General features: G+C 59.1%; 20 protein-coding genes. 11 read left to right on the forward strand and 9 right to left on the reverse strand.

Annotated features, from left to right (window positions below; translation table 11 throughout):
* Positions 1 to 55 precede the first annotated feature (55 nt).
* The 4 genes from ABD013_RS10420 to ABD013_RS10435 all read left to right on the forward strand — a co-directional run bounded on the left by ABD013_RS10420 (position 56) and on the right by ABD013_RS10435 (position 4575).
* Entirely contained in the window at positions 56 to 1858 is a 1803-nt protein-coding gene (locus ABD013_RS10420; RefSeq protein ID WP_343805573.1) for a methyl-accepting chemotaxis protein, read from the forward strand.
* Positions 1859 to 1921: 63 nt separating this feature from the next.
* Entirely contained in the window at positions 1922 to 2638 is a 717-nt protein-coding gene (locus ABD013_RS10425) for a phosphatase PAP2 family protein (RefSeq protein WP_343805575.1), read from the forward strand.
* Between the two features lie 30 nt (positions 2639 to 2668).
* Entirely contained in the window at positions 2669 to 3358 is a 690-nt protein-coding gene (locus tag ABD013_RS10430; RefSeq protein WP_343805577.1) for a response regulator transcription factor, read from the forward strand.
* Positions 3355 to 4575, forward strand: a complete 1221-nt coding sequence (locus ABD013_RS10435; RefSeq protein WP_343805579.1) for a sensor histidine kinase — start codon at positions 3355 to 3357, stop codon at positions 4573 to 4575. Before ABD013_RS10430 ends, ABD013_RS10435 begins: the two co-directional genes overlap by 4 nt.
* Here ABD013_RS10435 and ABD013_RS10440 read toward each other — a convergent pair.
* Positions 4562 to 6268 (reverse strand): phosphoethanolamine transferase, encoded by a 1707-nt coding sequence (locus ABD013_RS10440; protein WP_343805581.1) that lies wholly within the window; start codon positions 6266 to 6268, stop codon positions 4562 to 4564. The two genes, ABD013_RS10435 and ABD013_RS10440, sit on opposite strands and share 14 nt — an antisense overlap.
* 114 nt (positions 6269 to 6382) lie before the next feature.
* Here ABD013_RS10440 and ABD013_RS10445 point away from each other — a divergent pair, with 114 nt between their 5' ends.
* From ABD013_RS10445 to ftsZ, 3 genes are all read left to right on the forward strand, one after another.
* Positions 6383 to 6556 carry a hypothetical protein gene (locus tag ABD013_RS10445; RefSeq protein ID WP_343805583.1) on the forward strand — a complete coding sequence of 58 codons (174 nt, stop codon included), beginning with the start codon at positions 6383 to 6385 and terminating at the stop codon, positions 6554 to 6556.
* A 190-nt stretch (positions 6557 to 6746) separates the two neighbouring features.
* Positions 6747 to 7985: a cell division protein FtsA gene (ftsA, locus tag ABD013_RS10450; RefSeq protein WP_343805795.1), complete on the forward strand. Its 1239-nt coding sequence runs from the start codon at positions 6747 to 6749 to the stop codon at positions 7983 to 7985.
* 58 nt (positions 7986 to 8043) lie between these two features.
* Positions 8044 to 9255, forward strand: a complete 1212-nt coding sequence (ftsZ, locus tag ABD013_RS10455) for a cell division protein FtsZ (RefSeq protein ID WP_343805585.1) — start codon at positions 8044 to 8046, stop codon at positions 9253 to 9255.
* 99 nt (positions 9256 to 9354) lie between these two features.
* Here ftsZ and ABD013_RS10460 read toward each other — a convergent pair whose 3' ends face one another.
* The 6 genes from ABD013_RS10460 to folE2 form a co-directional block, all read right to left on the reverse strand.
* Positions 9355 to 10476, reverse strand: coding sequence for an ABC transporter permease (locus ABD013_RS10460; RefSeq protein ID WP_343805587.1), 1122 nt, complete (start codon positions 10474 to 10476; stop codon positions 9355 to 9357).
* 1 nt (position 10477) lies between these two features.
* A complete protein-coding gene (gene rbbA, locus ABD013_RS10465) occupies positions 10478 to 13207 on the reverse strand; it encodes a ribosome-associated ATPase/putative transporter RbbA (protein WP_343805588.1) in 2730 nt (909 codons plus the stop codon).
* Positions 13208 to 13217: 10 nt separating this feature from the next.
* Positions 13218 to 14216, reverse strand: coding sequence for an HlyD family secretion protein (locus ABD013_RS10470; RefSeq protein WP_343805589.1), 999 nt, complete (start codon positions 14214 to 14216; stop codon positions 13218 to 13220).
* An 83-nt stretch (positions 14217 to 14299) separates the two neighbouring features.
* The gene (locus tag ABD013_RS10475) at positions 14300 to 15829 is read right to left on the reverse strand and encodes a GNAT family N-acetyltransferase (RefSeq protein WP_343805590.1); all 1530 of its coding nucleotides are present in this window, start codon (positions 15827 to 15829) and stop codon (positions 14300 to 14302) included.
* 79 nt (positions 15830 to 15908) lie between these two features.
* Positions 15909 to 16664 (reverse strand): TlyA family RNA methyltransferase, encoded by a 756-nt coding sequence (locus ABD013_RS10480; RefSeq protein WP_343805591.1) that lies wholly within the window; start codon positions 16662 to 16664, stop codon positions 15909 to 15911.
* A 55-nt stretch (positions 16665 to 16719) separates the two neighbouring features.
* A complete protein-coding gene (gene folE2, locus ABD013_RS10485; RefSeq protein WP_343805592.1) occupies positions 16720 to 17664 on the reverse strand; it encodes a GTP cyclohydrolase FolE2 in 945 nt (314 codons plus the stop codon).
* A gap of 157 nt (positions 17665 to 17821) precedes the next feature.
* Between folE2 and ABD013_RS10490 the strand changes: the two genes are divergently transcribed.
* The 4 genes from ABD013_RS10490 to alr all read left to right on the forward strand — a co-directional run bounded on the left by ABD013_RS10490 (position 17822) and on the right by alr (position 21783).
* On the forward strand, positions 17822 to 18490 hold the full coding sequence (locus ABD013_RS10490) for a response regulator (RefSeq protein ID WP_343805593.1): 669 nt from the start codon (positions 17822 to 17824) through the stop codon (positions 18488 to 18490).
* 459 nt (positions 18491 to 18949) lie between these two features.
* Positions 18950 to 20206 (forward strand): D-amino acid dehydrogenase, encoded by a 1257-nt coding sequence (locus tag ABD013_RS10495; protein WP_343805594.1) that lies wholly within the window; start codon positions 18950 to 18952, stop codon positions 20204 to 20206.
* Positions 20207 to 20289: 83 nt separating this feature from the next.
* Positions 20290 to 20679 carry a RidA family protein gene (locus ABD013_RS10500; protein ID WP_343805596.1) on the forward strand — a complete coding sequence of 130 codons (390 nt, stop codon included), beginning with the start codon at positions 20290 to 20292 and terminating at the stop codon, positions 20677 to 20679.
* A gap of 21 nt (positions 20680 to 20700) precedes the next feature.
* Positions 20701 to 21783 carry an alanine racemase gene (alr, locus tag ABD013_RS10505; protein ID WP_343805597.1) on the forward strand — a complete coding sequence of 361 codons (1083 nt, stop codon included), beginning with the start codon at positions 20701 to 20703 and terminating at the stop codon, positions 21781 to 21783.
* Here alr and ABD013_RS10510 read toward each other — a convergent pair.
* Positions 21774 to 22574 carry a response regulator gene (locus tag ABD013_RS10510; protein WP_343805599.1) on the reverse strand — a complete coding sequence of 267 codons (801 nt, stop codon included), beginning with the start codon at positions 22572 to 22574 and terminating at the stop codon, positions 21774 to 21776. The two genes, alr and ABD013_RS10510, sit on opposite strands and share 10 nt — an antisense overlap.
* Before the next feature lie 97 nt (positions 22575 to 22671).
* Positions 22672 to 23214, reverse strand: a complete 543-nt coding sequence (locus ABD013_RS10515; protein ID WP_343805602.1) for a DUF2058 domain-containing protein — start codon at positions 23212 to 23214, stop codon at positions 22672 to 22674.
* Positions 23215 to 23235: the final 21 nt, after the last annotated feature.

Genomic DNA, 23235 nt, shown 5'->3' on the forward strand with positions numbered 1-23235 from the left:
CGCAAGAAGCGACTGCATGCCAGTTGCGACATAACAATAAAAGAGTGCTGCCCTTATGAGTCTCTACCGGCGTATCGAGAAAACATTTTTCCATACCCTGACCCGCAAGATCCTCGGTAACGTACTTTTCCTGATCTTTCCCAGTCTGGTGCTGATCGGGCTGAACTATTGGCTGTTCAGCTCCATGCGTGAACTCAACCAGCTGCTGGGGTCCATCCCTGAAGCTGAATTGCGCATCACCGAACTGGCGTCAACAACCGGCTGGTTGTCGGCGGTGATGCTGGTCATCACGCTGGCGGCCGCGCTGTTTGCCCTGTTTTTCATGCGTCATCTGTTCCTTAAGCCGATCGACAACATGACCCAGGTGCTCAGTGCCGTGCAGAACAAGGATGGTGATATCTCGGCCACACTGCCGGCGCCGACCCATGACGAGATCGCCCAGATGGCGAACAGCTACAACCACTTCTCCGGCAGTCTCAAGCAGATGATCGCCGATACCCGTCAGCGCAGTGTGCAGGTGTCGCTCAATGCCAGCCAGTTGCAGCAGGTGGTACTCAAGGCGCAGCACTCCGCTGAAGAGCAGGTGGCCAAGGCGCAGGCCGTGTTTCAGGCCAGCCAGGAGTCAACGTCGGCGATTGACGGTATTGCCGGGCATACCCAGATCATTGCCGAGCGTAACAGCCACAACCTGGAGGAGATTCGGGAGTCGACTGCCGAGCTGCAACGGGTCAGTGAACAGGTGGCGACGGTAGAGTCGCGTGTGCGCGAGTTTCAGCAGGTGGTGGAACAGCTGGCGGATAACTCGGCCAGCATCATCAGTATCCTGTCACTGGTACAGGGCTTTTCCGAACAGACCAACCTGCTGGCGCTGAATGCCTCGATAGAGGCTGCACGTGCCGGTGAAGCGGGGCGGGGCTTTGCGGTTGTCGCCGACGAAGTGCGTACCCTGTCGCAGAAGGTAAGCACGGCTACCGTGGAGATCGACAGCCGGGTCAATGAGATGGTGTCGCTGGTGGACAGTACGCGCACCGGGGCGGACGTGATCCTGCAGAATGTCAGTGACACCGACCGCTTTATTGGTGACACCAGCGGCCGTTTCAATACCCTGGTCACCGATTTCGAGGCTCTCAACGGTCAGCTGAACGAGATCAGCGCGGCGATCGAGGAGCTGTCCTGCACCAATCAGAGCAGCCATGAGCAGGTCTCCGATATCACTCGGCTGGCGGACGAAATCCGCGAGGAAATGGTGGTGTCGACCGGGTATTCGCAACAGCTGGACGGCGCCACTGAAGAGATGCAGGCGCTGCTGTCCCGTTTCACTATCGGCTACGGCGGTTTCGAGCAACTGATCAAGGCAACCCAGGAATGGGCCAAGTATACCGAGAGCGAGCTGGAGGCCCTTGCCGGTGAGGGCGTCGACCTGTTCGATACCCAGTATGTGCGTACCAACCCCGGTCAGCTGCCGGAGAAGTACGATACCCGTTATGTGGATCGCTTTGAAAAGCGCCTGCAGTCACTGTTTGACCGCTGTGCGCGGGAGAACGAGGCCTTCCTGTTCGCCTCTGCGTTTGACCTGAACAGTTACTGTCCTACCCATGTCAGCCAGCTGTCCAGGCCGATGACCGGTGATTTCGAAACCGACAATGCGCTCAGTCGCCATCGTCGTATCTACGCGGGTTCGCGCGCCGAGAAGCGCCGTGCCAACCACGATGCACCCTTCCTGCTGCAAACCTTCATCCGTGATACCGGTGAGATCCTCAACTCGCTGTCGGTGCCGCTGTTTGTTGGCGGACGCCGCTGGGGCAGCTTCTGTGTTGCCTTTACCCCGGACCATCTGATGAAAGCGACCAAGGACTGAGTGCTTTCACGCTGAATTCACAGGGCACGTGCCAGAGTCGGGCTTTGTGCCCGAGGAAGTCAGATGTCCGAGACTGTCTATGCCCCGCCTGTCGGCGGGGTTCGCTCAATCCTTCCTGTACTGGCTGTAGCGCTGCTGCTGCAAGCCTTGATCAGTGCCTTTCAACTGGACTACGCCTGGACGCATTGGCTGTATGAGCAGGAGGGTGGACAATGGCTGTTCAAGGAGCATTGGCTGTTCTCAGACCTGATTCATAGTGGTGGGCGTCGGTTGAGCATTCTGCTGGCCCTGGCCTGCATCCTGCTCTATGCCGCCAGTTTCAAATTGCAGCGGTTGCGCTCCGGTCGTCGGGTACTGGCTTACCTGGCGGTTGCGCCCCTGATGGCCAGTGCCGCGGTGCTGCTGGGCAAGCGGCTCTCCGGTGTCGACTGCCCCTGGAGTCTCTCCCCCTTTGGCGGAGAAGTGCCTTACCGGCCGCTGTTGCAGCAGCTGCTGTCACCCGGTGACGGCGCCTGCTTTCCGGCGGGGCATGCCAGTGCCGGCTATGCCTGGTTCGCACTCTATTTTGCTGCCGCAACGGTCTGGCCCCGTGTGCGCCTGCGGATACTGTTGGGCGTCATGCTGACCGGTGTTCTGTTCGGTCTTGCACAGCAGCTGCGCGGTGCCCATTTCCTGTCCCATGACCTGTGGAGTTTGACGCTTTGCTGGTCGATCTGTGCCGGACTGGCTCCGCTGATGCTGTCCCGTTCTCCTAGGCCAAGTCTGCAGCCCGCGATATGATCGGGGTGTCGATGGTTTGGGAGAGAAAGGATGACGGCACTGACAGTTCTGCTGGCGGAGGATGACCCGGGTATTCAGGAGGGTATTGCCGATTTTCTGCAGTGGCGAGGTATCGAAGTGGACTGTGCGCGTGATGGTGAGCAGGCGCTGGGCCTCTGCCGCCAGCATCATTACGATGTGCTTGTGCTCGATATCATGATGCCGCGCATGAGCGGCCTGAGCCTCTGTGAACAGCTGCGCAGCGAAGGGGTGACCACGCCGATTCTGATGCTGACCGCACTGGACACGCTGGACGATAAGGTGCGCGGGTTTCAGGCCGGCACTGATGACTACCTGGTCAAGCCGTTTGCCATGGATGAGCTGGTCTGCCGGGTGCAGGCGTTGAGCCAGCGAGTGTCCCGCCAGCAGGTCAGGCGGCTGCGCCACGGCCCGGTCGAACTGGACGTGGAACAGCAGCAGGTTCGACGGGATGGCCGGCTGTTACAGCTAACACCCCAGGCATTCCAGCTGATGCGTTACCTGTTGGCCCGAGCGCCCCGGGTGGTCAGTCGCGGTGAACTTGAACAGGCGATCTGGGGAGAGATGCCACCGGACAGTGATGCGCTGCGTTCCCTGCTGTACCAGTTGCGCAGTCAGCTGGACAAACCCTTTTCCTATCCTCTGTTGCATACCCGTCGTGGCCAGGGCGTTTGCCTGGCGCTGCCTGAGGAGCTGCAATGAGGTTTTCCACGCGCATTATCCTGACCGTCGGCTTTTCTGCGCTGTTGCTGACCAGTCTCTACTGGCTGGTGGGCTGGCACTATGTTGAAGAGCTTGAAGCCCAGCAAGACAGAGTGTTGCAGGAGTTTATCGGGCAGCGAGCGGACCTGGTTGTGGCTGGACAACTGGCGCCCGAAGCGTTGGCGCTGGTGCCGGGAGCTCTGCTGTATCGAGAGGGCGTCCCCAGGCCCGAGGCTTGGCAGGGGTTTGAGACTCCCGGTGTTTACGAGGTTGAGCATGAGGGCGCCCTGCTGGTACGGGTGCAACCCGATACCGGGGAGACGTATGCGGTTTACCTGCCGGAGCTGGAGCGACTGGTAGAGCCGCAGACCTCGGAAACGGCTGAAGCCCTGGTGGTCGTTGGCGGGATACTGCTGTTTACCCTGGGGTCCATGGGACTGACACTGCTGCTGATCTGGAAGCAGACGGTGCCGGTGCGACAGCTGATGCAGGCGGTTGCCGGTGTCAGTCCTGAATCCCCCTGCTTGCAGCCGTTGGCGCGCTCTGACGAGCTGGGTGAGTTGAGCCGCCAGTTTGCAGCCTTGCTGGAGCGGACGCAGGCATTCATCCAGCGTGAACAGAACTTTACTCGTTTTGCCAGTCATGAGCTGCGTACGCCGTTGATGACCATTCGCAGCTCACTGACGTTGCTGCAGGAGATGGCGGCAGCTGAGCCCGGCCCGCTGCAGCAGCGGGCGCTGCGGCGCATTGCACAGGCGCTGGAACGCATGGAAAAGTTGACGGACTCCTTTCTCTGGCTGTCGCGGGAAGACAGTTCGGAGGGGACCCGGGTTGACCGGAAGATGCTGGAGGAGCTGCTGGAACAGTTGCAGCTGTTGACGCCGGCATTGTCCGAAACGTTGGTGCTGGAACTGCAGGCGGACTGGTGCTGGTCGATTCATCCCTTTGTGCTGTCTGTGTTGCTGGATAACCTGTTGCGCAATGCCCAGGAGCATGGTGACGGGGATATCGAAGTGCGGGCATCGCAGGACCGGCTGCTGGTACGTAACCGGCTGGACAGTTCTGAGGTGCCGCCGGCAACAGGGGGCGCTAAAAGGGCTAACTTTGGCTATGGTTTGCCTATTGTCGAGCTGCTCGCCGGCAAGGCGGGTGCCCGCTTCAGTACCAGAATCGCTGACGGGCACTTCGAAGCCGAAATCCGCTTCAGCCGTCCGTAGTGGTGGGCGAGCTGCCGGCGTGCTGGGCCAGTGTGGCGCTGCTGCCCTGGCAGGGTGCAAACAGATCCAGCTCAGGCGCGTAAACCTGGGTGCTGACGTTCATCAGCCCCAGCAGTGAGTGGGTCAGGTTGTCATGACTCAGTGGAGTATTCTTTCGGGACTGCAGGCAGCTGGTTGGCAACCGGTGAGACAGCTGGAAATCATCCGATAGCCAGGTGATCAGCGGGACTTTTTTCTGCTCATCGGGGGCAATCATCCTCGGCATGCCATGCAGGTAGATATTGTTTTCCCCCAGCGATTCGCCATGGTCGGAGACATAGAGCATCACCGTGTTGAACAGGCCGTTCTGCTGTTGCAAAAAGTCGATTACCCGGCTGAGCAGGTGGTCTGTGTAGCGGATGCTGTTGTCGTAGGCGTTGGTGATCGTTTCCTGGGAGCAGCTCTGCAGCTGGTTGCTGTCGCAGACAGGCGTAAAATGAGCATAGGACTCGGGAACACGCTTGTAGTACGCCGGGCCATGGCTGCCTTTCTGGTGCAGTACGATGACCGCTGAGCCGGTCTGTTGCGCCAGCCACTGCTCCAGTCCTGTCAGCATCTGTTCATCGAAGCACTCTTCATCACGGCAGTCTCGGTCGGGGTTGAACTGGCCGGCATCTTCATGCGGAACTCGCTCACACACACCCTTGCACCCCGAGTTGTTGTCACGCCAGAGCACGCTGATGCCGGCCTGCTGGAGTACGTCCAGCACGTTGCTCTGATAGTTGGCCTGATCTTCGTTGTAGCTGTCACGGGCCATCAGTGAGAACATGCAAGGTACCGATACCGCGGTGCTGGTACCGCAGGACTCCACCTGACGGAAGCTGACCACCGGCTGCTTTGCCAGCTCGGGGTTGGTATCACGGGCATAACCGTTCAGGGAAAAGTTCATGCTGCGAGCTGTTTCGCCCAGTACCACCACCAACAGATCAGGTTTGTGGTTGCCGGCGCTGACCAGTCGCTTCTGCACGGCGTCGGTCCCCAGAGCCTGAAAGGTATGATCTACCGGGTCATAGGCGCCGGCCAGGTAGCGCGAGGTGTAGTAGAGGTAGTTGGACGGAACGACCAGGTTGCGGATTTCGCGATGATTGCGAAACAGTGAAGAGAAGTCCTTGTACAGCACGGCGGCATTGAGACCGATCAGTGTGATGCAGCAAAACAGGCTGAGGCTTTGCGCGGTCAGTTGGGGCTTCAGTGTCGTACGTTTCAGCGGAATCAGCAAGACGATAACGGCTGGCACAATCCCCTTGATCAGCATGTGCAGCAACAACTGGATACTCAGCAGATCGGTGGCTTCGGCCGTGTCCGTTTCGAACAGGTTTTGCACCATGGTCTTGTCGATCAGGATGCCGTAGCTTTCCATGAAGTAGTTGACGCTGGCGGCACTGATCAGCAGAAAAATCGCGATCGGTTTGACCAGCCGTGGCCAGGCCAGTGCCCCCAGAAACAGCTGCATGATGGCTGCGACAAAACTGAAAAAGGCGGCCGTGAACAGCCAGCGATCCAGTGTGGATGGGTAGGGCTGTTCTCCGATCAGTCGCCAGAGCGGGCCGTTGTAGAACAAGCATAGCAGCAGGGTAACAACTGCACTCAGCACCACGGGATGAAGTGGTTGTTGCCAAAATGGCGGGGTGATTGTTGCTGTTTGGCTGGTCATGGGAGCCGTCCTGAAGCTGATGGATGATGCAGTATCGGTCAGCCTGTGTGAGGACAGCGTGAAAGCTGGGTGGCGGAAAGCCTGAATGGAAACCAGGCGGCATGAAAATCAATATTGAATTTTGATTTATTCCCGTTTCTTCAAAATAAAAAAATGATTCATCATGGCTATTCAGAACCTGGTCTTGCATCCCAAAAATTGACGGGGCTGGCTCTGTCTGCAATTCAGGCGGCAAAATTATTCACCCTCTGGCAAAATATCTGGCTGAAAAATAAAGAAAAATGCTAAATAGCGGCAAAGAGTTGCCGATATAGTTCGGTAATTGATTGTTGATTTTTTGACCATGTAGCGGCGATACTTAGTATTAATCAATATGCAATCCGAATGCGAAATAATCTGGCCCGGATTTTGCGTATATTCTGGATAGTATCCGCCTGATAGCAGGCTCTGACAGGGACAACCGGTGACAGCACATAACATGATCGTCGCACTCGATATCGGCACTTCGAAAGTGGTGTGCCTGGTCGGCGAGCAGACGCCGCAGGGTACTATCGAGATCGTCGGGGTCGGTTCTCACCCGTCACGTGGTCTCAAGCGTGGGGTAGTGGTCAATATCGAGTCCACGGTGAACTCGATTCAGCGTGCGGTGGAAGAAGCCGAGCTGATGGCCGGGTGCAAGATTCACGGCGTCACCGTCGGCATCGCCGGCAGTCATATCAGCGGTTACAACTCCCACGGTATTGTTGCGGTACGTGATCGTGAAGTCTCCGATTATGATCTGGAGCGGGTGATTGATGCAGCCCGTGCGGTCGCGATCCCGGCAGACCAGAAAATTCTGCACATCCTGCCGCAGGAGTACCTGATCGATAACCAGGAGGGGATCAAGGAACCCCTGGGCATGTCCTGTGTGCGTCTGGAAGCACGAGCGCACCTGGTGACCGGTGCAACCAATGCGATTCAGAACCTCGAAAAGTGTGTGCGCCGCTGTGGTCTGGAGGTCGACGCCGTCGTGCTCGAGCAGCTGGCATCGAGTTATGCCGTGCTGACCGATGATGAAAAGGACCTGGGGGTTTGTATTGTCGATATTGGCGGGGGGACGACCGATATTGCCGTCTTCACGGCGGGTGCGATTCGCCACACGGCGGTGATCCCGATCGCCGGCGATCAGGTGACCAGTGATATCGCCATGGCGTTGCGTACGCCGACCCTGCATGCAGAACAGATCAAGGTAAAATACGCCTGCGCATTGGCTCAGCTGGCGCATGCGGACGAGATGATCAAGGTGCCCAGCGTGGGTGACCGTCCGGCCAGGAACCTGTCACGACAGGCACTGGCCGAGGTGGTGGAGCCGCGTTACGAAGAGCTGTTTTCCCTGGTGCAGGCAGAGCTGCGCCGTAGTGGTTTCGAAGATCTGGTGGCTGCGGGCATCGTTTTGACGGGCGGAACCTCCAAAATGGAAGGTGCCGTTGAGCTTGCGGAAGAGATCTTCCATATGCCGGTGCGTCTGGCCAAGCCACAGGGTGTGCGCGGCCTGGAGGAACAGCTGAGCAACCCGATTTATGCGACTGGCATCGGTTTGTTGCACTATGCCCGACAGGATCAGGAACCGGTCGGGCCGATCACGGAAAGAAATGACTTTGTCGAAGTGGCCCCCGCAGAGGCAGATCGAGACAACCTGCTGGTCAGGTTCAAAAACTGGCTGCAGGGCAATTATTGAGTACTAACGGGGTACCCGCCGTACAAGAGCGGGGTCCTTGCAGGAGAGGGAATAGAATATGTTTGAACTCGTCGATAGTGTACCGCAGAGTGCCGTAATCAAAGTCGTGGGTGTCGGTGGTGGCGGCGGTAATGCCGTTAACCACATGGTGAGCACCGACCTGGAAGGGGTCGAGTTCATCTGCGCCAATACCGATGCCCAGGCACTGCACAACATGGTTGCCAAAACGGCTCTGCACATTGGTGGTGAGCTGACCAAGGGCCTTGGTGCAGGTGCCAACCCGGAAATCGGTCGCCAGGCGGCGCTTGAGGATCGTGAGCGCATCGCGACGGCGCTGTCCGGTGCCGATATGGTCTTTATCACCGCGGGCATGGGTGGTGGTACCGGTACGGGTGCCGCACCGATCGTGGCCGAGGTGGCGCGTGAGCTGGGTATCCTGACAGTAGCGGTGGTGACCAAGCCGTTCCCGTTTGAAGGTCGTCGACGCAAGAAGGTAGCGGAAGAGGGTATCCGTGAGCTGCAGGAGCATGTTGACTCGCTGATCATCATCCCGAACGAAAAACTGCTGCCGGTGCTGGGCAAGAACTGCAGTCTGGTCAGTGCGTTCGGCACGGCCAACGATGTTCTTAAGGGCGCCGTGCAGGGGATTGCGGATCTGATCATCCGCCCGGGCATGATCAACGTGGACTTTGCTGATGTGCGTACCGTGATGTCCGAAATGGGTATGGCGATGATGGGCACCGGTGTCGCTCGTGGTGAGAATCGTGCCCGCGAAGCGGCAGAGGCGGCAATCAACAGCCCGCTGCTGGAAGATATCGACCTCAAGGGTGCCAGCGGCGTGCTGGTCAACATCACGGCCGGCCTGGACCTGAGCCTGGGTGAATTCTCCGAAGTGGGTGATCTGGTCGAAGACTACGCCCATGAAGATGCGACTGTAGTGGTCGGTACCGTTATCGATCCAGAACTGACCGACGAGCTCAAGGTGACCGTCGTGGCTACGGGCCTGGCCCGTGCACAGGCGGCAGAGTCCCGTGTGGTCAACGGCAGTACCACTGCGTCTGCCGCGCCGCGCCAAGCCGCGTCCACAACTGACTTCAGTCAGCTGGAGCTGCCGACCGTGCTGCGTAACCGTCAGCCGGAAGACAAGCCGCGCGCTGTTGCCGTCGAGAAGTCCGAACCTGCCGCTGAAGCAGCGGTCGTGAAGAAAACCGGTACGGATGACATGGATTTCCTGGATATTCCGGCATTTCTGCGCCGCCAGGCTGACTGATACCCCGTCCCGGTAATACCGGGACCAACCTCTCTGCTTTTACCCGCCCGGCCTCAGGCCCGGCGGGTTTTTTGCTGGCTCCTGCCCTGACCGACGGTGTCAGTGCTCGCGTGCCAGGCTGCGCCGAAACAGGCTCAGCGTCAGCAGGAAAAACACCAGTCCGATACCGGCCGTCGCCAGAAATGCCGGCCATACCACGGCGAAGTCGGCCCCACGGTAGAGAATCGCCTGGGCAAAGCTGACGAAATGGGTGGTGGGCGCCATCAGCATCAGTTGCTGAACCGTTTCGGGCATGCTTTCGCGTGGCGTTATGCCGCCGCTCAGCAGCTGTAGTGGCAGGATAGTCAGAATCAGCATCAGACCGAACTGAGGCATGGAGCGGGCGAGGGTGCCGAGGAAAATGCCGATGCTGCCGGCGGCAAACAGGTGAATGGCAGCGCCCGCCAGAAAGAGAGGGATCGACCCTCTGATCGGCACTTCCAGAGCCCACTGAGCCACCAGATACAGTGACAGGGTCGCGGCCAGCAGGACTACGCAGGTATTGGCCGTCAACTTGGCCAGCATGATCTCCGCGGGCTTGAGAGGCATCACCATCAGGTGTTCAAGCGTGCCGTGTTCACGTTCTCGAATCAAAGCGGCCCCGGTCAGGATGATCGACAGCAGAGTAATGTTGTTGATGATTTCCATGACGCTGCCGAACCAGCTGCTTTCCAGGTTGGGGTTGAACCAGGTGCGTGTTTTCAGGCGGATTGGCAGGGCGGTGTGGTCAGCGCGTCCGTTCAGCGTCTGTAGAAGTTCCTGTTGAACGATCTGCTGAATATAGTGGCTGCCGAGGAAAGCCTGGGTCATTCTCGTGGCATCAATGATCAGCTGGAGTTCGGGCTGGCGGCCGGCACGAAGGTCCGCTTCGAAGCGGTGGGGAATCAGCAATACAAAGGTGTAGCTGCCTCTGTCCAGTGCCAGGTCGATCTGTTGTTCCTCCAGCAGGTCCGGCGACTTGAACCAGGGAGTGGTGAACAGCGTCTGCAAGCGAGCCGAAAGCGGTGAGCGATCCTGATCCACGATGGCGATAGGGGCGTTGTGGACCGCAACCGAGCTGCTTTTGGCCATTGTGTAGATGCCGCCGGTAAAGGCCCAGATAATCAGCAACAGCAGGACACGGTCATGCCAGAGGCTGCGCAGTTCCTTGACCCCCAGTTGGGTGATGTTGGCCATGTTCATGTCACTGCTCCTGCTGCCTGAGCAGTGCCAGACTCAGCAGCGTCAGTATCGGAATGAAGGCGGCCAGTATCAACAGATGTGGCCAGAGTTCGGCCAGCCCCAGTGACTTGGTGAAAATGCCGCGGCTGATGGTCAAGAACCAGGTGGTCGGATAGCCATTGCCAACCAGTGCAGCGAGCCCCTCCAGAGATGAGACGGGCTGCGTCAGTCCGGCGAAGTTGATGGCCGGCAGCAGAGTCAGGATGGCAGTGCCCGCCAGGGCCGCTACCTGAGTTCTGGTGAAGGCCGAGATGCAGAGGCCGAGCCCGGTGGTCGCGGTCACATAGAGAAGGGTTGCCAGCGTCAGCAGCAGGAAGCTGCCTTTCAGCGGGACTTTGAAAAACGCGATTGATAGCAGTACCAGGCCGATGAAGCTGATCATGCTCAACAGGATGTAGGGCAGCTGCTTGCCGAGCAGAAATTCCAGCCGCGTGACCGGTGACGCGTAAAGGTTGGTGATGGAGCCCAGTTCCTTTTCACGTACCACCCCGAGTGCCATCAGGATGGACGGGATGAAAATCAGCAGGATTGGGATCATCGCAGGAACCATGGCGTTCAAGCTGCGAAAATCCTGGTTGTAGCGGTAACGAGCCTCAAGACTGGCCGGTTGCAATGCCGAAATGTCCAGACGTAACTCGCTGGCCAGCTGCTGCAGGTATTGCAGGTGCATGCCCTGCAGGTAGCCCTGGATGGTTTCGCCCCGGAAGGGCATGGCGCCGTCGATCCAGACACCGATTTCCGGTGACTGCCCCAGCTTCAATGCCCGTCCGTACCCGGCCGGGATGGTCAGAGCCACGGCCAGTTCACCGTGGCGCATGCGCCGTTCCAGCTCGGCTTCCGAGGTGGCATCTGCCTGCCGATTGAAATAGCGTGAGCCTGCGATGTTGTCAATGTAGGCCCGGCTTTCCGGGCTGCGATCATGATCCAGCACGGCGAAGCTCAGATCTTCCACGTCGAATGACAGGCCGTAGCCGAGTACCAGCATCAGGATGACCGAGCCCAGCAGTGCAAAGGCCGTACGCACGGGGTCGCGCAGGATCTCCAGTGTTTCACGACGGGAATAGGCCAGCAGGCGACGCGGGCTGAATCTCCGGTTGTGTCGGGAGGAGGACTGCTCCTGTCCTGGGGCCGTTCGGGGTGTTGTCTTCGGCTGCTCCCGGGAGGGCTGGGCGGCATCCTGCAGGTAATCGATAAATGCCTCTTCCAATGTGTCTCTGCCACGGCTTAGTGTCAGTGCCTCGGGTGTGTCACAGGCGAGCACCTGGCCAGCATGCATCAGCGAAATACGGTCGCAGCGGGCGCCCTCGTTCATGAAGTGGGTCGAGATGAAGATGGTGACACCCTGTTCGCGGGACAGGCGTACCAGTTCGCGCCAGAAGTCGTCACGGGCGCGGGGATCGACGCCGGAGGTGGGTTCGTCCAGAATCAGGATATCGGGCTCGTGAATGATCGCGACGGCCAGTGACAGGCGCTGGCGGATCCCCAGTGGCAGCTGTGCCGCCAGTTGATCGTCGTACTCGCTCAGGCTGAATTGCGTCAGTAATTGCTCGATACGCAGGGTGACCTGCTCGGCAGGAAGGTGGAACAGGCGAGCGTGCAGCAGCAGGTTCTGGGTGACGCTCAATTCTTCATACAGGGAAAAGGCCTGCGACATGAAGCCGACACGGGAGCGGGTGGTCAGGTCGCGGGCATCCAATGGCTGTCCGAACAGCAGGGCTCGGCCATCACTGGGTTCCAGTAGTCCGGTCAGCATTTTCATGGTGGTGGTTTTACCGCAGCCGTTGGAGCCGAGGAAACCGAAGATTTCGCCGCGTCTGATTCGAAAGCTGACGTCATTGACGGCGGTAAAACTGCCGAAACGGCGGGTCAATCCTTCGGCTTCGATGGCGATGCTCTGGTCATCCAGTTCGAGTGGCGGAATCTGCAGGGGCTGGTGAGTCAGCCCTTCGGTCTCGGGCAGCAGGCGCACGAACGCGGTGTCCAGTTCCCGGGCACCGGTGCGCGCAAGCAGTTCATGTGGGCTGCCGGTTGCGAGTACGCGACCGGCATTCATTGCCACCAGCCAGTCGAACCCCATGGCCTCGTCCATATAGGCCGTGGCGACCAGTACGCTCATGCCGGGGCGTTGAGTGCGTATCCGTTCGATCAGTTGCCAGAACTGGCGGCGTGAAAGCGGGTCTACACCGGTGGTCGGCTCGTCCAGAATCAGCAGGTCCGGGTCATGGATCAGGGCGCAGCAGAGCCCCAGTTTCTGTTTCATGCCGCCGGACAGCTTGCCGGCGGGCCGGTCCCGAAAGGGCGTCAGTCCGGTGCTGTGCAGCAGTTCGTCGATGCGGGCTGCGCGGGTGCTCCGATCCTGGTCAAACAGGCGGGCGAAAAAGTCGATGTTTTCAGCCACCGTCAGGGTCATGTACAGGTTGCGGCCCAGACCCTGGGGCATGTAGGCGATACGGGGACAAACCTGGCGCCGAAAGCGGGCCTGTCCCAGGTCACCATCGAACAGCTGGATACGGCCTGTCTGGATCGTGCGAACACCGGCCAGCAGGCTGAGCAGGGTGGACTTGCCGACACCGTCCGGCCCGATCAGGCCAATCATGCGGCCGGCGGGCAGTGTCAGGGTCGTGGGCTCCAGTGCGGTCACATCGCCATAGCGGTGGCCGACACTGTCCAAATGGGCAACAGTGTCTGACATGGTTGTCTCCTCAGAGGACGCTGGCGGCTGTCAGACTGGCAGGAGGCGTCAGCCATTCAGGCCAGCCGGCCTGAGGATCGAGACGCAGGTAGCTGATGCCGGGCAAGCCGGTCTTGACCTTGTCGCGGTGCTGTTCGAGCACGGCGGTCTCGATGCTGACCTTGACCCGGAACATCAGCTTGTCGCGTTCGCTGCGGGTTTCGACCTCCTTGGGCGTGAACTGGGATTGTGGCGAGATGAAGGTCACCCGGGCCGGGATGGCAATCTCCGGCAGGGCATCGACCAGGATGCGCGCCTCGTCACCCAGATTCAGGCGACCGATCTCGGCGGTTGGCAGGTAGACCGGCATGTAGACCTGACCGATGTCGAGCAGAGTGATCACCTTGCCGCCCGCCGCCAGTACCTCGCCCGGCTCGGTCAGGCGGTAGAGTACCCGCCCGGCAACGGGGGCTGTCAGCAGGGTGTCATCCAGCAGGCTTTGAATCTGTTCCACATTGGCTTTGGCGGCACTGATCTGGTCCAGGGCCAGCTGCACCTGGCGCCGAGCGGCCAGCAGAGCCGCCGCAGCGCTCTGGCTGGCGTTGAGCGCCTGATCGAGCTTGTCCTGGGACACCAGCTTCTTGTCGACCATGCTGCGTACGCGGGTCAGTTCCTTCTGGGCCAGGACCCGGTCGCTGTCGCGCTGCTGGACAACGGCCAGGGTATAGAGGTGCTGCTGTTCGGCCTGACGCACGGCCGATTCGGCGGCGGCCAGCTGGGCTTCCAGCTGACGACTGTCCAGGCGTGCCAGGGGCTGTCCCGGTTTGACCATGTCGCCCTCATGGACCAGTACCTCGATGACCCGGCCAGCAACCTTGGTTGCGATATCGACTTCGGCTGCCTCGATACGGCCGTTGGCGGCTGTCAGGCCCGGTGGCAGCTGGCGGTCACCGGTCAGCGGATTGAGCAGGTAGATGCCGGCGATGGCCAGTAGGGAAAGTATCACAACGAAGGGGAGCAGACGGCGCACATGTGACTCCTTGTAGCCAGTTCCTTATCCGATCAGTCTACTCCGCCGCTCCGGCGCGGGCCAGAGCAGCGTGCACTTTCAGGTCAGACTTCGTGCCGCCATTTGAGCCGGTAGAGGTCCTTGCGTCGGTCCTTGAGGTTGGTCACCGAGCCTTCGTTACGGATCACCCGGATCTGGTCCAGATCCAGGTCGGAGAACATGATCATCTCAGTGTTGGGCGTGGTTTCCGACATCACGGCATCATGCGGGAAAGCGAAGTCGGAGGGCGAGAAGACGGCAGATTGGGCGTACTGGACATCAAGGCTCTCGACGGAGGGCAGGTTGCCGACGCTGCCGCAGATCACGGTGTAGCACTCGTTCTCGATCGCACGTGCCTGGGCGCAGTGACGCACCCTCAGGTAGCCGTTCTTGGTGTCGGTCCAGAAGGGTACAAACAAAATATCCATGTTCTGGTCGGACAGCAGGCGTGCCAGTTCGGGAAACTCGACGTCATAGCAGATCAGGATGCCGACCCGGCCGGCATCGGTTTCAAAAACCTTGAGCTGGTTGCCGCCCTTGATCACCCAATCACGACGTTCATGTGGCGTGATATGCAGCTTGCGCTGTTCCTCGACGGTGCCGTTGCGATGGCACATGTAGCTGACGTTATAGAGCGTTTCGCCTTCCAGAAGCGGCATGGAGCCGGTAACGATATTAATGTTGTAGCTCACCGCCAAGTGTGACATTTCATTGCGGAAGCGCTCGGTAAAGCCGGCGAGGAAACGGATCGCCTCGGTCTGGCTGGTCTGGTCTGTCAGGCCCATCAGCGGGGCATTGAAGAATTCGGGGAAGAGGGCAAAATCGCTCTGGTACTCCGACAGGGTGTCGACGAAGTATTCCACCTGCTGCAGCAGTTCCTCCACGGATTCCACCGTGCGCATCTGCCATTGAATGGCGCCGATACGCACCCGGGTCGGGCGGCTGCTGATCACGCTCTCTTCCGGTTCGAACAGGATATTGTTCCATTCCAGCAGGGTAGCGTAGCCTTTGGATTTGGCATCCTCCGGCAGGTAGCTGCCGAGCAGACGCTTGACCTGGAAGTTGTTGGACAGCTGAAAGGTCAGGATGGGGTCGTAGATCTCCCGCTGGCGCACCTTGCCAATATATTCGCTGGCGGTCATCTCCTTGGCGTGCTTGTAGTAGTTGGGGATGCGACCGCCCGCCAGAATGGCGCGCAGGTTGTACTGCCGGCACAGCTCCTTGCGGGCTTCATAGAGACGCCGTCCCAGCCGGAAGCCGCGGTAATCCGGGTGGATGAGCACATCCAGCCCGTACATGGCGTCGCCATCCGGGTCGTTCAGGATGGTCATGCGTTTGCCGATCAGATCATCGTAGGAGTGCGGATTACTGAAGCGGTCATAGCGAACCTGCACGGTCAGGGCAATGCCGGCCAGCTCCTCGCCGTCGAAGACGCAGATCTGGCCTTCGGGAAAATCGTCGATCAGTTTGTTGATGGTGTGTTCGGGCCAGGCTCCGCCGATGTCCTTGTAGACCTGATCCATCAGCGCCTGGAGCCTGGGGTAGTCATCATGCTCGAGGTTGCGGATGACCAGATGCATATCTTCGATGCGCATGCTCAATCCTCTTCAACAGATACCGTCACTCAGTGTGCGATAGCGTTGATCCTGGCGCAAGAAGATTACAACGGCAGTATCAGGGCTGGCGGGCGCCAAGCAAAAACTCGCGGTTGCCGTCGCCGCCCTTTATCGGGCTCTCATCCCAGTACAGTGGCTGCAGGCCCTGCTCCAGGCAGCAGGCCTCGACTGAAGCGCGCACCGACTGGTAGAGCGCGGTGTCGCGTACGATGCCACCCTTGCCGATATGCTGGGGGCCTACCTCGAACTGGGGCTTGACCAGGGTCAGCAGCCAGCCGCCGGGGCGGATCAGCGGGGCCAATGATGGCAGGATCAGGCGCTGGGAGATGAAGGAGACATCCATCACCGCCAGGTCAAAGCCCTGCGAGTCGGGTGTGTAGTCGCGCAACTCGGTCTTGAGTTCACGGGCGTTATAGCCTTCCAGGCAGGTGACGCGCTCATCGGCGCGCAGGCTGGGGTGCAGCTGATCGTGGCCGACCTCGATGCCGACCACACGGGCGACACCTGCTTGCAGCAGGCAGTCGGTGAAGCCGCCGGTGGACTGGCCCACGTCGATGGCTGTGAGGCCCTTGGGGTCCAGTGCCAATGCCTTGAGGATATGCTGCAGCTTGAGGGCGCCGCGGGAGACGAAGCGGTCCTCGTCGCGGGCTTCCACCTGTAAGGGGGTATCCTCGGCCAGCTTGAAGCCGGGCTTGGTCAGGGTTTGCCACTGGCCCAGCTCGGCCTGCACCCGGCCGTCCTTGATCAGCCGCTGAGCCCGTGTACGTGTGTCGGCCAAACCTCGTTCGACCATAAGAATATCCAAACGCTGCATCTGTTTTTCCCCGCTGAAACCGGCGTCATTATACAGCACTGGTCACAGGCGGATATCAGCGTGTCAGCAAGGGGCTGTAGCCGCCGGGGATACCCTTGGTGCAGACCGCCACGGCATCATGGGCGTGCAGGCTCTCATGGTGTTCGACTCGAATCCAGAAATCTTGCCAGTCATCATTGGCCAGCAGGGCCTGCTTAAGGCGTCGGGCGGCATCCTCGACAAACATCTGGTTACTGCCGTTGAGGGCAGCGAACGCCTGCTCGTCTTCACGTTTGACCGCTGTCTGTACGGGAGTTTGCAGGGCCGCTTCAGCGCAGTCGATCAGCTTGCGTAGCGGCAGTTCGACCCATCGATCCTGAGGCAGTTCAACCCTTAGTCGGGCCGTGCTGCGCTGGCTGTGCGGGGTGGCCAGGCTGCCGTGCTCCTGTAACCAGTCGTTTACCTGGTCGACCGATAATTGTACATCGGGGGCGAACTGCTGGCTGAAAGCCTGCTGCAGCAACTGGCGCGAGAGCGCGGCCGAGCAGGGACAGGTCGAGGAGTAGGGTATCTCGACCGCCAGTTCAGTGGTCAGCCCCCGGAGACCCAGTTGTGCCTGCAGCGTAACCGGGTAGGCTTTCCAGCCGCTGAACTCGCTTTTGAGCGCCGGGCGCAACAGCGGCAGATCGAAGTGAATACTGATGGAGGCCTGCAAGCTGGTATCGGTATGGCTATCCAGGGCGCGGCTGAGCAGCTGTTCGAGGCTGGAGCGGTTGAGCGGTGACTGTGCCAGGGTATCCTGTAATGCCAGGTAGAGACGCGACATGTGAATGCCTCTTTGCCGCGGGTCGTAGAGGTCGACATGCAGGTCAATTTTGGCGGGCAGGGTAGTGGCCTGGCTCTCATCATTCATCAGTAGAGGCAGGTCGATACCGCTCATGCCGACCCAGCTCAGTGCTTGTTGCTGGTCGGCATGGGTTTGGTGAGCGATGTCGGGGAGTGGGTGTGTTGCAATGTTCATGGTGGCTACCGGCTTTGTTTTGTTATTTTATAACATATCTATTGCGGTGCTGTCCCGTTGATTTAATTGGCATCAAGCAGGGGAAGGCCGATTTGGTTTTTGCAAAAATGAAGCGAAGGATTAACATAGGCGGTTGCCATCAAAGAGAGAGTCCCAGGTGTCTAATCAAGATCTTTGTACCAGTCGCAAGGCCGCCGAACTGTTAGGGGTTACCTCTCGGACAGTGCAGCTGTGGGCTGATTCGGGCATTCTGCAGAGTTGGAAGACGCCTGGTGGGCATCGTCGTTTCAGCATTAGCGCTATCGAGCGCCTTGCGGCCGAGATTCGTAATGGTGACGTTCGGCCAGGGGAGCTGAAGAGTCGAGGCCCTGGTTCTGGCGGTATCCCGTCGAGTGCAGCTCGGCCTGAAGGTAAGCCGGCGACTGACAGTGCGGGTCATGTCAGGGTTCAGGTCATTGAGGATGAGCCCAGCTTGCAGCGCCTCTACGCCTTGACCTTCCGTAATTGGGGGCTGCCGATCGAGCTGAAGCAGGCGACCGATGGCTATCAGGGGCTACTGGAACTGGGGCAGTTCGACCCGGAGTTGTTGGTGCTGGATCTTAATCTGCCCAATATCGATGGTTTCAGTATCATTCAGGCGCTGGAGCAACAGGGAATACTGGAGCAGATGCAGCTGGTCGTTGTAACGGCGCTGAATCAGGGACAGGTGCAGCGTCGGGTGGATGCGTTGCGTCCCGGGATAGAGGTGCTGCCGAAGCCTATTCCCTTCCAGCGAATTCGTGAGCGTATTGAAGAAATTCTCACGGCTCGGGAAGTTTTTTCTTGATTTTCGCTTTTTGACCCCCTATATTCGGAAAAAGCGGAACCGGTCTGGTTTCGCTTCTATGGCCTGAACGGCTATATCAGTAAGGTGGGGGCCATCTGATGTAGTTTATTAGGGCCACTCCCTCTACGGTTCTCTGTTCTCTGTTCTCTGTTCTCTGTTCTCTGTTCTCTGTTCTCTGTTCTCTGTTCTCCATTTCTCCATTTCTCCTTTTCTCCTTTTCTCCTTTTCTCCTTTTCCAGTGCTTCGGTTCGATACGCGCGGCAGATACGGTCGACTTTTCAGCAATTCGAGCCATGCTTAGAAACAGCTGGATTGAAGGGCTTCATGCTCATCAATCCGTGGTGATACCTGATGTATGCAGTAAATAAATCTAATTTAAATCTTAAATATAGTAATTAATTCTGCTTTTTTTGCTTAAGAATAGCGGTATCTTTTGAATACAAAAATAAAGGTGCTGGTATGCGTGTTGTCGTTCTTGGAAGTGGTGTGATCGGAGTGGCCTCGGCCTGGTATCTGGCGCAGGAAGGGCATGAGGTGGTCGTCGTTGACCGTCAGCCGGAGCCTGCCATGGAGACCAGTTTTGCCAATGCTGGCCAGATTTCGCCGGGCTACTCGGCCCCTTGGGCTGCGCCTGGGGTGCCGTTGAAGGCGATCAAGTGGATGATGCAGGACCTGGCGCCGCTTCGGGTGAAGCCCAGCCTTGACCCGGTCATGCTGGGCTGGCTGGCCAGGATGCTGGGCAACTGCACGCAGAAGGCCTATGCCCGCAACAAGGCGCGCATGTTGCGCATCGCTGAATACAGCCGTGACTGCTTGATCGAACTGCGCCAGGAAACCGGGATCGAATATGACAACCGTGCCAAAGGCTTGATCCAGCTGTTTCGCTCGGAGAAACAGTTGGCGGCTTCGGCTGATGATATCCGTATTCTTGAATCCTGCGGGGTGCGTTATGAGTCGCTGAACGTGGATCAGATCCTCCAGCACGAGCCAGCGCTGCAGCACGTGCGTGATAAGCTTGTTGGCGGTTTGCGCTTGCCGGGTGACGAGACCGGTGACTGCTTCATGTTTACACAGCGGCTGGCTGAGCGCTGCCGTGAGTTGGGTGTGGAGTTTCGCTTCAATACCCATATTCACAAGCTGCAGGTGGAGCAGGATAAAATCACTGGCGTGGAAACCGATGCGGGTCTGGTGCGCGGCGATGCCTATCTGGTTGCGATGGGCAGCTACAGCCCTGAACTGTTGTCTCCGCTGGGCATCAAGGCACCGATCTACCCGGTAAAAGGCTTCTCGCTGACCATCCCGATTACTGATGCCTCCCGTGCGCCCGAGTCAACCGTGATGGATGAAACCTACAAGGTGGCCGTCAGTCGTCTGGGTGACCGCATTCGCGTAGGCGGTACGGCCGAGCTGACCGGTTTTGACCTCTCGACGCCGGATAGCCGTCGTGCCAACGTCGAGTTCGTGGTCAACGACCTCTTCCCGGGCAGCGGTGACCCATCATCGGTTGAGCTGTGGACCGGTCTGCGCCCGATGACGCCGGATGGCACACCGATTCTGGGGCGCACAAGCTACCAGGGGCTCTATCTGAATACCGGTCACGGTACACTGGGCTGGACCATGTCGATGGGGTCGGCTCGTTACATCAGCGATATCATCTGTGGTAAGACACCGGCAATCGATACCGAAGGTTTGGCGATAAGCCGTTATAATCGTTGAGCAACAAAGCGTTTTCTTGGCAAGGCGATGGCTCTGCGCCATAGTTTGCCGCTAATTGAAACTTTGCGATCAGGAACAACAGAATGTCCAATCGAAGCATCATTAAGACCGACAAGGCTCCGGCGGCTATCGGCACCTACTCTCAGGCGGTTAAGGCTGGCAACACTGTTTACATCTCCGGCCAGATTCCTCTGGACCCGGCCACCATGGAAATGGTGACTGAATCCTTCGAGGCTCAGGCGGTGCGTGTGTTTGAAAACCTGAAGGCGATTGCAGAAGAAGCGGGTGGCTCTCTGGGCGAGTGCGTCAAGCTGACCATCCTGCTGTCCGATATGGGCCACTTTGCTCAAGTCAACGAAGTGATGGCGCGTTATTTCAGTGAGCCTTACCCGGCACGTGCCGCGTTCGCGGTCAAAGAGCTGCCGAAAGCGGCTGATATCGAGATCGACGCCGTGATGGTGCTCAAGGACTGATCTGAGGGGGACAGGGCCACTATGAGCCGCAAGGTCCGCGCCGATATCCATCTGGGTGCGATTGTTCAAAACTATCGCCTGGCGCGTGCCCAGGCCCCTGGAGCGCGAGCCGTGGCTGTGGTCAAGGCCAATGCCTATGGTCATGGTGCTGTGCAGGTGGCACGCGCATTGGCAGTCGAAGCCGATGCTTTTGGCGTGGCCTGCATTGAAGAGGCGCTGGAGCTGCGTGAGGCGGGGCTGACTCAACCGGTCGTGCTGCTTGAGGGCTTCTTTGATGCCGACGAACTGCCGGTTATCGCCCAGGAGGGGTTCTGGCCGGCCGTGCACTCTGAGCACCAGCTGGAGATGCTGGAGCAGGTCGAGTTGCCGGCGCCTATTCCGGTCTGGTTGAAGGTCGACACCGGCATGCACCGGCTGGGGTTTGAGCCTGAGGCAGTACCCGCCATGGTGGCCCGCTTGCGTGCCTGTGAAACGGTGGCCGATATCCTGCTGATGACCCATTTTGCCTGTTCAGATGAACCGGGGCATGGCATGACTGAAGTACAGCTGGCGCGCTTTGGCAGGCTGGCTGATGAGTTGGGCCTGGATGCCAGTCTGTCCAACTCGGCAGCGGTGATGGCCTGGCCCGAAGCTCATCACCAGTGGCTGCGTCCCGGCGTGATGCTCTACGGAGCAACGCCTTTCGAAGAGCCGAACCCGGTGGCGGATCAGCTACAGGCGGCGATGACGCTAAGTTCCGAAATCATTGCAGTACGTGAAGTGCCGGCCGGTGAAGCGGTTGGCTATGGTGCGACGTTCAGTTGTGATCGCCCGCACCGTATCGGTACGGTTGCCATGGGCTACGGCGACGGCTACCCGCGTCATGCCCGCACTGGGACGCCGGTGATCGTGGCGGGGCAGCGGACTCGGCTGGTTGGGCGTGTGTCCATGGATATGCTGACCGTGGATCTGACCGATCTGCCACAGGCCGGTGTTGGCAGCCGGGTAGAGCTGTGGGGGCGGCAGTTGGCCGTTTCCGAGGTGGCTCGCTGGTGCGATACCATTCCCTATACGCTGCTGACCTGCCTGACGCCGCGTGTGCCGCGCTGTTACGACTACGACTGATCCAGCATCTGTACCAGCAGTCGTTTGACTGTTTCCGGTTCGAACGGCTTGTCGGTCAGTGCGTTTACGCCTGCATGTGCAACCTGGCTCAGGTGGGCTTCGTTGGCTTCCGAGGTGACCATCAACACGGGCAGGTGGGCATGCAGTTCTGAGCGGCGAATGAACTCGGTCAATTCCAGTCCATTGACTTCGGGCATGTTGTAATCGGTGACCACTAGATCAACCGTTTCCCGGGCCAGTACCTGCATCGCTTCACTCCCATCAGTAGCTTCCAGCAGGTGGCGGATGCCCAGGTTCCCCAATACGCGTCGTATCAGGTTGCGTGCCATGCGACTGTCATCGACGACCAGAACGCGCAGGTTTTCGATGTCATAATGCTCCAGTTCGATATGGTCCGGATCGAGAATGTCCAGGGTGGCATTCAGGGCCGAGCCCAAGTGCTGGCGGGTGAACGGCTTGGGCAGGATGGCAACCACGCCGGACTGCTTGAATACTTCAAGGTGGTCTTTGCGGGTTTCGCTGGATACCAGCATAAAGGGAATCTCAGCCAATTGGGGCAGGCGTCGCATGGCGCCGAGCAGTTCTACCGCGCTGCCGTCGTCAAAATGAAGGGCGCTGATGACCAGGTCCGGTGTGACCTTCAACATCTTTTCCAGTGCTTCATGCAGGGAGGCCGCCGTGTCAATGGCGGTGACCTGTTCATCCCGCAGCTGCTGGATCATGATTTTGCGCTGCAGGGCGGATGGTTCCACCAGCAGGATGTTGAGTTCACTGATGCAGAGTGTGCTCATCGGGGCCTGTCCTGATTTCAAGCGGAAACAGCTGAGACTAGCAGGTGTCAGGGATTGAGGACAGTCCTGGAGCTGACCGGGGTCAGCTCCAGGGGCGTTACCACATCAAGTCGTCGGGAATGACGTAGTCGGCGTAAGGGTCGTCTTCGGCTGGGGTGTCGTCCACCGGGCGCGGCAGGATCACTTCATCCTGGCGTTGTTCGACGCGCTCGACGATTTCAGCCGGCACCAGATGGTAGGTTTCATCCAGAAATGCGATGCGCAGCTGGCCACGGGCCAGCTGATCGATCAGCTTCTGATCCAGATAAAGGTGGTGGATTTTGCTGCCGTGGGCGAAGTTGTAGCGCAGCTCGGCATCCTTGGGCAGTGCGATACGGTGTGCTTCAATCAACTGACGTACTTCCGCCTGAGCAGCCTTTTGGGCTTGCTCCTGCTGGCGTTTGAGATTCAGCTCACGGTCGCGTTCGGCTTTTTCCTTGCGCGCTGCTTCCAGTGCGGCCTGTTGCTGTTGCTGCTCATCAACCGCCTGACCGGAGCGTTTCTGTTTCGTCTTTTTACGTTTATGCTCGTTAGCTTGTTTGGCCTGTTTCTTGTTGGCCAGACCTGCCTTGAGCAGTTGGTCCTGCAGTGAGCCTGCCATCGTGGTTCCTCGAATCAGATG

This window comes from Marinobacterium maritimum (genome assembly GCF_039523155.1).
In the GTDB taxonomy this organism is placed as follows: Bacteria; Pseudomonadota; Gammaproteobacteria; order Pseudomonadales; family Balneatricaceae; genus Marinobacterium; species Marinobacterium maritimum.